The sequence below is a fragment of the Chloroflexus sp. genome, assembly GCF_034431535.1.
Classification (GTDB): Bacteria; Chloroflexota; Chloroflexia; order Chloroflexales; family Chloroflexaceae; genus Chloroflexus.
Map to the genome: position 1 here is coordinate 1 of NZ_DAOUDC010000031.1, position 12474 is coordinate 12474.

6 protein-coding genes are annotated in these 12474 nt (G+C 55.4%); all 6 read left to right on the forward strand.

Annotated features, from left to right (window positions below):
• Positions 1-103: 103 nt before the first annotated feature.
• Positions 104-3838 (forward strand): DUF6079 family protein, encoded by a 3735-nt coding sequence (locus U9R61_RS08365; protein WP_416208833.1) that lies wholly within the window; start codon positions 104-106, stop codon positions 3836-3838.
• Between the two features lie 277 nt (positions 3839-4115).
• A complete protein-coding gene (locus U9R61_RS08370; protein ID WP_322488362.1) occupies positions 4116-4934 on the forward strand; it encodes a hypothetical protein in 819 nt (272 codons plus the stop codon).
• Positions 4927-6177 (forward strand): SAM-dependent methyltransferase, encoded by a 1251-nt coding sequence (locus U9R61_RS08375; RefSeq protein ID WP_322488363.1) that lies wholly within the window; start codon positions 4927-4929, stop codon positions 6175-6177. The genes U9R61_RS08370 and U9R61_RS08375 overlap by 8 nt, the downstream gene beginning before the upstream one ends.
• Positions 6178-6471: 294 nt before the next feature.
• Positions 6472-9372, forward strand: coding sequence for a DEAD/DEAH box helicase (locus U9R61_RS08380; RefSeq protein WP_322488364.1), 2901 nt, complete (start codon positions 6472-6474; stop codon positions 9370-9372).
• A gap of 132 nt (positions 9373-9504) precedes the next feature.
• Positions 9505-11538: a BREX-3 system phosphatase PglZ gene (pglZ, locus tag U9R61_RS08385; RefSeq protein WP_322488365.1), complete on the forward strand. Its 2034-nt coding sequence runs from the start codon at positions 9505-9507 to the stop codon at positions 11536-11538.
• Positions 11535-12317 carry a hypothetical protein gene (locus U9R61_RS08390; RefSeq protein WP_322488366.1) on the forward strand — a complete coding sequence of 261 codons (783 nt, stop codon included), beginning with the start codon at positions 11535-11537 and terminating at the stop codon, positions 12315-12317. Before pglZ ends, U9R61_RS08390 begins: the two co-directional genes overlap by 4 nt.
• Positions 12318-12474 lie beyond the last annotated feature (157 nt).

Consider the following 12474-nt stretch of genomic DNA (forward strand, 5'->3'; position numbering starts at 1 on the left):
ATCGCCGTGGCGCGGAAAATCCCGGAGAGTGTGCTACAAGAAGATCCAAAGCTCTTGATGTGGTACGATCAAGCATGCACCCGTTCTGGAGCATAGTATGAGATTGAGATATGGTGATGTGATTCAGTTTGAACCAATTGAGAGTGTGGTTCAGCTCCGCGATGCCGATCACACCGATGCGGCGCGGCGATTGGTGCAAAGGTATGTCATCTCTGAGGAGATGGCCGAGCGACTGATAGGGGTGGTGTTGCCCAACCTTCAGTTCGACCAACCACTCGACAACAAAGGGCTGCTGGTCGTAGGGAACTACGGCACCGGCAAATCACACCTGATGTCGGTCATCTCGAGCATCGCCGAGCATGCAGACCTCTGTTCGGCGTTGACCAACGCGGAGGTACGGCAAGCGTCAGAACGGATCGCCGGACGGTTCAAGGTGGTTCGCACCGAGATCGGGGCCACCACCATGGCCCTGCGCGACATCCTCGTCGGCGAGCTAGAGGAGCATCTGGCTGCCATGGGCGTCGCGTACACCTTCCCGGCTGCCGATCAGGTCGCGAACAACAAGCGGGCCTTCGAGGCGATGATGGCCGCGTTCCACCAGACGTATCCGAACCATGGCCTGCTCGTGGTCGTTGATGAACTGCTCGACTACCTGCGCAGCCGCAAAGACCAAGAACTCATCCTCGACCTCAACTTCCTCCGCGAGATAGGTGAAGTCTGTAAAGACCTCCGCTTCCGCTTCATCGCGGGGGTTCAGGAGGCGATCTTCGACAGCCCCCGGTTCGCCTTTGTCGCCGACAGCCTTCGCCGGGTGAAGGATCGCTTTGAACAGGTGCTCATTGCCCGCAAGGATGTGAAGTTCGTGGTTGCCGAACGTCTGCTGAAAAAGACCGGCGAGCAGCAGGCCAAGATCCGTGCGTACCTGACCCGGTTTGCCAAGTTCTACGGCTCCATGAATGAACGGATGGACGAGTTCGTCCGCCTGTTTCCGGTGCATCCCGACTACATCGACACCTTCGAGCGAGTGACCGTGGTGGAGAAGCGCGAGGTCCTCAAGACGCTATCGCTGGCGATGAAGAAATTGCTCGATGAAGAGATACCTGCGGATTGGCCCGGTCTCATTGCCTACGACAGCTACTGGAACAACCTGCGCCAGAACCCTTCGTTCCGTGCCATCCCGGAAATCAAAGCGGTGATCGATTGCAGTCAGGTGTTGGAAGCGCGGATCGAGCAGGCCTTCACCCGCCCGGCGTACAAACCCATGGCACTGCGCATCATCCACGCGCTGTCGGTCCACCGCCTGACGACCGGGGACATCTACGCGCCGCTCGGTGCAACCGCCAAAGAGCTGCGCGATACCCTCTGTCTGTACCAGCCCGGCATCGAGGATTTGGGGGGAGACCCGACCGACGACCTTCTTTCCCAAGTAGAAACCGTGTTGCGCGAGATCCACAAAACGGTAAGCGGTCAGTTCATCTCCGCCAACCCGGACAACGGGCAGTTCTACCTTGATCTCAAGAAGACCGACGACTTCGATGCGCTCATCGAGCGGCGCGCCGAGAGCCTCGATGCCGCTCAGCTCGACCGTTACTACTACGAAGCCTTGAAACGGGTCATGGAGTGTACCGATCAGACGTATGTCACCGGGTATAAGATTTGGCAGCACGAGCTCGAATGGCCGAAACGCCGAGCGGCCAGACAGGGATACCTCTTCTTTGGCGCACCCAACGAGCGCTCGACCGCGGTACCGCCCCGTGATTTTTACCTCTACTTCATTCAGCCGTTCGAGCCACCGCCCTTTAAGGATGAGAAGAAGGCCGACGAGGTCTTCTTCCGGCTCAAGCATCGAGATACCGAATTCGATCAGAAACTGCGTTTCTATGCCGCAGCGCTGGATCTCGCGTCCACCGCGAGCGGTCATGCGAAGGCCACCTACACCTCCAAGGCCGACGGATTCCTGCGGGACCTCGTAGGCTGGCTCCAAAAGCGCATCACCGATGCCGTTGAGGTAACCTATCAGGGGCGCAGCCGGGTCCTGACCGAATGGCTCAAGGAGAAGACCGTCCGCGAGCAGGATGGGAGCATGTCCTCCGAGCAGAAAAACGTGCGCGATCTGGTGAACAAACTCGCCGGCAGCCTGCTGGCCGGTCACTTTGCCGAGCAAGCGCCCGAGTATCCTTCCTTCTCGATCCTCATCACGAGCCAAAACCGGGCGCAGGCAGCGCAAGACGCCCTCCGCGCCATTGCCGGGCAGAATCGCACCAAGCAGGCGACCGCGGTCCTCGACGCGCTCGAACTGCTTGATGGCGAGCGGATCGATCCAATCCGTTCACGGTATGCCAAGCACATCCTGAGTATCCTCAAAAAGAAGGGGCACGGCCAGGTCGTCAACCGGTCGGAGTTGATCGAAGAAACCTACGGTGTCGAGTACTTCGCGGCGAAGAAAGGCTACCGTCTCGAACCGGAATGGCTGGTCGTGGTCGTCGCCGGACTGGTCTATTCCGGTGACATCGTGCTCTCGATTCCCGGCAAGAAGTTCGACGCCACCGGCTTAGCGTACCTCGCCGCGACGAGCATCAACGAATTGGTCGACTTCAAGCACATCGAAGCGCCGAAGGACTGGAATCTTCCCGCGCTGAAAGCCCTCTTCGAGCTGCTCGGACTCACGCCGGGCTTGGCGCAGCTCGTTACCCAAGGGAAAGAAGAGCCGGTGCAAGAGCTTCAGACGGCCATCGCGCAAACGGTAGAGCAGTTGGTCATCGCCAAGAAAAGCCTACACAGCGGCCTGCCGTTTTGGGGGAAGGAGCTGCTCACCGAGAGTGAAGCAGCGCGACTGCGCGACCAGATGGACAAAACAAAAACCTTCCTCGAGAGTCTGCAAGTCTATACGTCGCCCGGTAAGCTCAAGAACGTTCGGTACACCGCCGAAGAGGTGAAACATCACGAAAACGGACTCCAGGCTCTTGCAGCGTTTCAGTCCTTGCAAGCGATCGTGAACGAACTCGGCCCGTTGGCATCCTATCTCACCACCGCCGCGGCAGTCCTGCCCACCGACCACCCGTGGGTGCAGCGCATGCGTCATACGCAATCCGAGGTGCGCGAGTGGCTGGAAACCAGACGCATGGCGCCCCGGGAACTGCGTACCCACACCCACATCCGCCAGAAACTAACGGAGTTGCAAACGGCATACATCAGCGACTATCTCGCGATGCACACCCGCGCTCGACTGGGCGTGAACGAAGACAAGCGCAAGCAGGCGCTGATCAACGACAAACGGCTCAAAACCCTTGCGCGTCTGACCACCATTGACCTGATGCCGCGCCAGCACCTGGCCGATATCCAGAACCGTTTGGCCAACCTCAAGAGCTGCTTTGCCCTGACCGAGCACGACCTCGTCGCTCAGGCAATCTGCCCACATTGCGACTTCCGACCGAACACCGAGATGATGGTTGCGCCGGCGGCGACGCTCCTCGACCAATTGGACACCGCACTCGACACCCTCCTCGAGGACTGGACGAGCACGCTACTCGCCAACTTGGAGGACCCAACCACCCGCAGCAACTTCGACCTACTCACACCTGAGGTGCGGCAACAAGTAGAGACCTTTCTCAGGGAACGAATGCTTCCCGACGAGCTCAGCCAAGATTTCATCCAGGCGTTGAAAGAGGTCCTCTCTGGGCTGACCAAAGTTGTGGTGAAGACCGACGACCTGCGCGCAGCGCTGCTCAAAGGTGGCTCACCGACAACCCCCGCAGAGCTGAAAAAACGCTTTGAGGAATACCTCGCCGAACGCATCAAAGGATACGAGCAAGGGAAGGTGCGGATTGTGTTGGAGTAAGTGCGGGCCATAGGGTCATACCAATGACCCGTGGCCATCCGGTCTGGTCACCCCGCGCGAAGCGAGGGATCTTACCCAACCCGTTCAGATTCCTCGCTGCGCTCGGAATGACAAAAAGGTGGTATTGCGCGCGGAATGACACGAAGGTGGTACTTCAATCGTAAATTGGTATAACACCGGATACAAAGCGCACACGCACGGGAACGGGTAACACAAAGATGCAGAGTTCGCCAAGGCGCGAAGGACGCATTCATTCAAGAATTTGGGAATAGTATCGATGAATGACAAGTATCTCGCAATCTTGCTTCAACCGATTCAAACCTGTTTGCAGTATCAACCCAAATTTGGACTGGGTGAGAAAAACGGATTAACGTTGCCCGAGTTTCGCCACCTGTATGGTTCTGATTCATTCTATGCTTGGTTTGGCCTCGACCATCCGCTCCTATACGCAGCCCATAGAGCTGCTGGCGGTATTACGAGCATCTATCGGCAAATTGGCATCGGAGTCGAACGACTCTTTCGCGAGATTCTTAAAGACACATTATCACTCTCTGATACTGACGTACAATGGTCTTATGCGATAGATGTTCTGGGTGGAAAACAACGAATTCTTTCGCTCGATGCCCGCATTCCACTAGCGAGCATCAAAGATGATACTGTTAAGTCTCGTATTACCAAATGGATGTCCGACGTTACAGATGACCTTAGTATAGCACCATCGATACGTTCTATGTTACAAGGCATAGTCTTCGAGGTTCGACAGGGATACAAAAGCAAAGATTCCAAGCGCCAAAACGCCGATATCACCAACGCTGCTATCGCATACACCAAGGGCTATCTTCCTTGCCTCGTTGTACTATCCTCACAAATCGACGAAGATGTTCGATTACGATATCGAAACGAAAAGTGGAGCTTGCTAACAGGTCATTTTGGAGCGAATGACAATCCTCTGCGATCTATCTATGCATTTATGAAAGATGTCATCGGTTACGATTTAGCCGAATTTTTTGAACAACATAGTGAGACCATTCGTCTAGAAGTAGTAAAAGTATTAGAACACCTCCTAACCCCTGACAATGGAGACACCCGTGCGTGACAACACCATTCAGCAGCGGCCAGAGTTCACATTTCGAGAAAACCTCAAAAACGGTCGACATGGATGGATTCGTTTAACACCTGCCTACTCTGTGACACTCGTGACCGATATCCTTAACCGAGAAAGAGGAACATTCCGCATTCTCGATCCATTCGCAGGGACCGGAACCACAACACTTTGTGCAGCAGAACAGGGAAAGTACGGTGTTGGTATCGACATCAACCCCTTTCTCGTTTGGCTTGGAAATGCCAAGATCCGTCGATACACTCCTTCCGATATTGCCACATTCGAACAAACGGTTCACCGTATCATACCGGCAGTACGAGCAGAGGGGCCAAAGGTAACACCGCCACCAATCCACAACGTTGAGCGATGGTGGCATCCTCCAGCACTCGACTTTCTCTGTCGACTGAAGTATGAACTTGACACCAAGATCCATGAAGCGCAAGAACTACGCGATCTCTTGTACATCACATTCTGTCGGGTTCTTATCATGATCTCTCGTGTCGCATTTAATCATCAATCTCTGTCGTTCAACGACGAGTCGTTCAGTCAAGGTCACCTTTTTGCAAGAGAAGATCAGTACATCACTATCTTGTCAGAAGTAGCGCATCTTGTAAGCCGATCCGCGATGAGCAATCCAAGAGGAACGGGAAAGGTCATTGTAGGTGATTCACGCATGTTGGCATGTCTCGCCGACGAAGAACGTTTCGATCTCGTCATTACTTCTCCACCATACGTTAATCGGATGTCGTATATCCGTGAACTACGCCCATATATGTATTGGCTTGGCTACATCACCGAAGCAAGAGAAGCGGGGGAACTCGATTGGCAGACGATTGGCGGAACGTGGGGTGTCGCTACGAGTCGGCTTGCCGAATGGCGATTAGCGAGCGATACCTTTCTCACGAGAGACCTTCATGAAATCATCAAACGGATTCGTTCCGCAGAAAACAAGCACAGCTTCTTAATGGCCCAGTACGTTGCAAAATACTTCGAGGATATGTGGATGCACGTAAAGGCGGTGAAGCGTTGGGTTCAACCCGGCGGGCATCTGTACTACATCATCGGTAATGCGAAGTTCTACGACGTAGTTGTTCCGGTCGAACGAGTATTGGCCGATATGATGCGTGAGTCAGGGTACGAACAGGTCTCCATCGAAACCGTGCGAAAGCGTAACTCGAAGAAGGAGCTTTTTGAATACATTGTATCAGCCCGTAAACCAAAAAAAGATGATCAGTAACAAAACCATGCCCCGGCCCTCACGGAGCAGGGTAGGGTTCCGTACCGGCAATGGCAATAGGAACACCACGTACCCGTGACCATCCGGTCGTGTCACCCCGAGCGAAGCGAGGGGTCTTACCCAACCCGTTCAGATTCCTCGCTCCGCTCGGAATGACAAAAAGGTGGTATTGCGCGGAATGACACAATTGCGGTATCGCACGCAGAATGATAAGATTGCAGCATCTTCAATCGTAAATTGGTATAACATCAACCGATGGATCATGCAGGATTAGCCCACAGCCACAACGAGCCAATGTTCGCGGAAGGAGACTGGGTTATCGTTGTCCTGCACAACACGTTCGGCAAAGTCGTTGAGCGGGCGTGTTTGTGGGGGACAGTCCTCTACCGAGTTTGGCTCCCGCTCAGCAACCAGGTGGTGCAGGTTGAGCCAACTGCATTGTCATCAATTCAGACCTTGGCGCTCAATTCCCACCACCTTACCTATCGCGTCGCCGCAGCACGGATCGCCGATGCGCTGGCTCAAGATGTCTTACTTGCGCCTGTTGAATCGTCTGTCATCCCGTTGCCGCACCAACTGCGCGCACTTTCGCGAGCCATTTCCACCGACCGCGTGCGCTATCTGCTGGCCGACGAAGTGGGTCTCGGCAAGACTATCGAGGCCGGTCTCATTATGAAAGAACTCAAGCTCCGCGGCTTGGTGAGGCGAACGCTGATCATCGCCCCAAAGGGTCTCGTGAGCCAATGGGTTGCCGAGATGGCAATGCACTTCAATGAACAGTTCCATGCGATCCTGTCTGAGGATTATAAGAGCTTAAAACGAATTGCGGCAGTCGCCAAGACAGAGGATTGCGGAATGAGGACGACATCCTTGGAACCATCTTCCCTCATCGCGCCTCCCTCGCCCATGCTCACCGCCCATGCAAACCCCTTTACAGTATTTGATCAGGTCGTCGTATCCATGGACTCCGTTAAGCCTCCATCGAATGACGACGGCACAGCGTGGGAACGTTTCGAGGACCTCGTTTCTGCCGGTTGGGACTTGATTATCGTAGACGAGGCACATCGCTTAGGAGGAAGCACCGATCAGGTGGCCCGCTACAGGCTCGGTCAAGGGCTGGCCGATGCTGCACCCTACCTGCTTCTGCTCTCCGCCACGCCGCACCAAGGCAAGACTGACGCCTTCTACCGACTGATCGCCTTGCTCGATAGCCAAGCCTTCCCCGATGTGAACAGCGTGACGAAGGAGCGGGTACAGCCCTATGTCATCCGCACCGAGAAGCGCCATGCAATTGACGCCAAGGGTAGACCACTATTTAAACCTCGACGCACGGAATTAGCGCCGGTCGCTTGGGCGGATCGTCATCGAGATCAACGGCTACTCTACGAAGCGGTCACCGAATATGTGCGCAAAGGCTATAACCAAGCTATCCGCGAGAAACGCAGCTACATCGGCTTTCTGATGATCCTGATGCAACGCTTGGTGGTCTCAAGCACGCGCGCGATCAAGACAACGCTCGAGCGCCGTTTTGAAGTGCTGAGTACTGCCGGCTCAAGGCTGAGTCAAGGGGAGTTGCTCGATACACATCTTGACGCCGACGACTTTTACGATCTCGACGACGAAGAACAGCTCCAACTCCTGTTGCAGATACGCATACGGGGAATACGTGACGAACAGACCGAGGTGAAGCTGCTGTTGGAACTGGCAAGACGATGTGAAGCCCAAGGTCCAGACGCCAAAGCCGAAGCACTACTAGACTGGATTTACCGTCTTCAAGCCGAGGAAGGCGACCCAAATCTGAAGGTGCTGGTATTCACCGAGTTCGTGCCTACCCAAGAGATGCTCTATGAATTTCTAACCGAACGTGGCTTCAACGTGGTATGCCTCAACGGCGCTATGAACATAGCGGAGCGTAAGCGGATCCAAGATGCATTTGCCAACAATGCGCGAATTCTCATTTCGACAGACGCCGGCGGTGAGGGGCTGAACCTCCAGTTCTGCCATGTGGTCATCAACTACGACATCCCTTGGAACCCAATGCGCCTCGAGCAACGTATTGGCCGCGTCGACCGCATCGGTCAAACGCATCCGGTGCGCGCCATCAACTTTGTGTTCGAGGACTCGGTCGAACACCGTGTCCGCGAGGTCCTCGAGCAGAAGCTGGCGGTCATCTTGGCAGAGTTCGGTATCGACAAAACCGGTGACGTGCTCGACTCCGCCCAGGCGGGCCAAATCTTCGATGATGTGTATGTGGAAGCCATTCTCAATCCTGCCGTGGTGGAACAGAAAGTGGACGAAGTCCTGAAACATTTTCGAATGCAGGCTCAGGCGCTCCGACAGAGCACTGCCTTGCTGGGCGCGACCGAGGACCTAGACCCACGTGAGGCCGAACGACTGCTTGCGCATCCGATCCAATACTGGGTTGAAACGATGACAACCGCATACCTGCGGAGTGTACGTGACGAAGGGCGAAGTGCCAACGGCAAGAAACCGGGCGCGGAACCGATTGGCAAAGAGGGCTCCCATACGATCTGGCATCTCATTTGGCCGGATGGCCATGAGGAGACTGTTTGCTTTACACACACCGCCCTCCGCGTTCCGCACTTGGGGCTTGAAGATCCCCGCGTGTTCGGACTGGCAATGCGTCTCCCTCCCTTTGTGCCGGGGCAACCGATTCCGGTCATCACGCTTCCCAACCTTGCCGCCGAGATCATAGGATTCTGGTCACTCTGGCGTATCTCAATCTCGACCGCCGATTGGAACCGTAGCCGGATTATGCCCTTGTTTCTAGCCGACAACGGTCGGACGTTCACGCCAACTGCCCGACACATTTGGGATCAACTTGTGGTAACAAACCCCACCGTTCTGCGGCATCTCGACATCACGACCTCGCAGCACGCCTACGAGCGCCTCTGGGAGGCGGCAGAACGACAGGGGAAAACGATGTACCATGAGCTGGTGCAGGCTCAGCGGGAGTATCTTGCACGCGAGCGCGCGAAGGGCGAGGAAGCTTTTGCTGCGCGACGCCGAGTTATTGAACGGATCGGATTGCCCCAAGTTCGTCGCCACCGCCTGAGTCGCTTACAACAGGAGGAAGAACAATTTAGGGAACAGCTCGAACGGAGATCGCACAGCTTGCCGGACATGGCACCTGTACTGATAGTCCGGGTGGAACCAGAAAAGGGGAGGGAGTAACAGACGCAATGTGTGGTGCGATAAGCGATGAACAAGGTTTGCGATATACACCCGTATGGACGCACGGCTGCGCCTCTCTGCGGGTATTTTTATGCTCACGCATCCCTCCACTGTAACCGATGGAGTTAGTCTATGACGCACCATGCACCGTACCCTTCACACGCCGCATCATCCTGGCGCAGTCTGATCCTGCGCGAATTCATGCCAAAGGTCGCCCGACTGACTCTCGTCGCAGATCCAGACGGATTGCTGCTTGAAGAAGGTATCCTCGACGGCATCCGATCCCAGGGCTTTGAGCTGATCCCGTTTGAGGATCACATCGACTTTCGTTATCGCTACGAATCCACGTTCCGCTCACGCTGGGATCGGGGTGAAGAGACCGATCTCGTCGTCGTACTGAGATCGCCATCAAACGATCTCAACGCCTTGCCCTACGATCTGCTTCAGGCGGGCCGCAAGCTTTCGTTCAACCTCGGCGATCTCTTCCCGAAGCTCAGCTATCCTGTGGTTGCCGCACTCGATCGGAGTTCCTTCGACACCTTATTCGAGGCACAAGCGAAGTACGCACCGGAACAGCTCGGCGACAAGGCGACAAAGCAGTTCGTCCTTCGTCATGTGTTCGAGATCGTGCCAGAACTCATCAAGCAGCCATCAGACTTACTCCACGTCTTGCTCCGTCGCCATTACCGCCGACATCGCATTCCGGCCATCCTCGATGAGCACCTGCTTCAGGAGCTTCGTCAAAACAGCCTGTTTGCTGATTGGCCGCTCGAAACGATCATTCCAGACGCGCAAGCGTTCTTTGCCTTCTTGCAAGAGCGCTGGCCGGTGTTCCTCGACCATTTCGCAGCCGAGCAGTGTGGTGAGCAGGTTCACGTGCGCGAGCGAGCACCATCCTACGAACTCCCTGCGCTCCACCTCCCGTTCGATCATCCGGATGTACGGATTTATATCGACAACCTTTTTCTTGAAGGCATGCTTCAGCCGGTTGCGCACCGTCAAGCGCGCGTCCTCGCGAACACGTGGGTGATATACGGGATCAAAAACTCCCCGGCGGAAGACCGTCTCCGCCGGATCAAGGGCTTGCTGGATTCCTGCCAAACATCGCTTCCCGGCGAGCAATCAAGTTATCGAGAGTGGATCCATTTTGCTCAACAGTGGGCCCAACTGAACGTATTGATTGCTGAACATGGGCTACCAAACAACATTGATACTCAGATCCAACAATGTACCCATGAGGTAGATACCCGATTCCGCGCATGGGTGACACTGCATTACGCAAGTCTCTCCAGTCTACCGGCTACCGATCCGGTGATACTCCACCATTTGCCACGATACTTCGCCCACTCACTACAGCCAAAAACAAAACTTGCGTTTCTTCTCGTCGACGGTCTCGCCCTCGACCAATGGATCGTCTTGCGAGAGGTGCTCCGCGAACAAGAGCCAACATTCCTCTTCCGTGAGCGTGCGGTGTTCGCGTGGATTCCGACCATCACCTCGGTGTCACGGCAGGCAGCTTTTGCCGGCAAATTGCCGTTCTTCTTCTCGGAGAGCATCCATACCACTCGTAAGGAACCGGAGCTTTGGACAACATTTTGGGAAGATCAAAAGCTTTCTCAAGCGGAAGTGGCGTATCTCAAGGGGTTGGGCAACGGGCACGGTGATGTGCAGAAGATTGACGAAATCATCGCTCAGCCCAAGCTGCGCGTCGTTGGATTGGTCATCGACACGGTTGACAAAATCTTGCACGGTATGCAGCTCGGATCGGCGGGCATGCACAACCAGATCCGGGAATGGGCCAGACAGGGATTCATGCGCGATCTCATTGCCCGACTGCATGACGCAGGGTTCCACATCTACCTTGCCTCAGACCATGGTAACATTGAGGCAAGCGGTGTGGGGCGGCCTAGTGAAGGGGTATTGGCAGAAGTGCGTGGCGAGCGTGTCCGGGTCTATGCCAATGCACAGATCAGGCAACATATCGCAGCAACATTCCCTGGATCGTTAGCGTGGGACACGGCGGGCCTGCCAACCGACTACTTCGCACTGATTGCGCCGAATCGAGCTGCGTTTGTACCGAAAGACGACATCATCGTCTGTCATGGCGGCATAAGTATCGAGGAACTGATTGTTCCGTTTGTCCAGATTGAGAGGAGGAATGAATGAACCGTCGTCTGAACCAGATCGGTTTCAGTCAGCGGGTTCGTCTGGAATGGCTAGAGCGCACGGCAAACCTCGTGCTTGCCGGAAATGATGATGCCGCCATTTACCATGACCTCCAAGAGCTGCTCAAAGACAAACTATCTATCGGCGGGAACGCTAAACGCAGTAATCGCGAGAAGGTCATCACCATCCTGATGAAGATTTGGGTGCGACCACCTCACGAGCTGCTTCCCCTTCAGCGAGAAGGTCTCAACCTTCTCGCCCAGCTTCCGCGCGAGGAACATATCGCAATCCACTGGGGAATGGCAATGGCAGCGTACCCGTTCTGGGGCAACGTCGCAGCACAGGTCGGGCGACTACTCAGGCTCCAGGGATCGGTCACTGCCGGCCAAGTGCAGCGCCGTGTGCGCGAACACTACGGGGAACGCGATACCGTATCCAGAGCAGTCCAACGAGTCCTCCGCAGCTTTGTCGATTGGGAAGTTCTGAAGGAACTATCGGCGGCAAAAGGTATCTATACCGCCGGGCTGACGCGCACCATCGATCAGGTGGAGGTCATCGCATGGTTAGCGGAGGCCTTCTTGCACGCGCATCCTCATGGTTCGGTGGCGCTGAGAAGCCTCCTCGATGCCACGAGTCTGTTTCCGTTCCATCTGAGCTATGTTCCTGCAGCTCATCTGGTCGCGGTCTGTGACCGCATCGACGTGCTCCGCCACGGTCTCGATCAAGACTTGGTTATGCTCCGCCCAGAACGTCTGCTGGTGACGCAAAAAGGTGAATGATGCTTTGCGTCACTGCGCCTTTGCGTTCTACACCTGACACCTGTGATCACACCTGTGATCACGCATCGGGTACAAGGCAAAGCACTCCGGCAACCGGCCGGTCATTATTGGGAATGGAATCGTATTCGCTTTTGTGTACGTTCTTGTGAGCAGACGA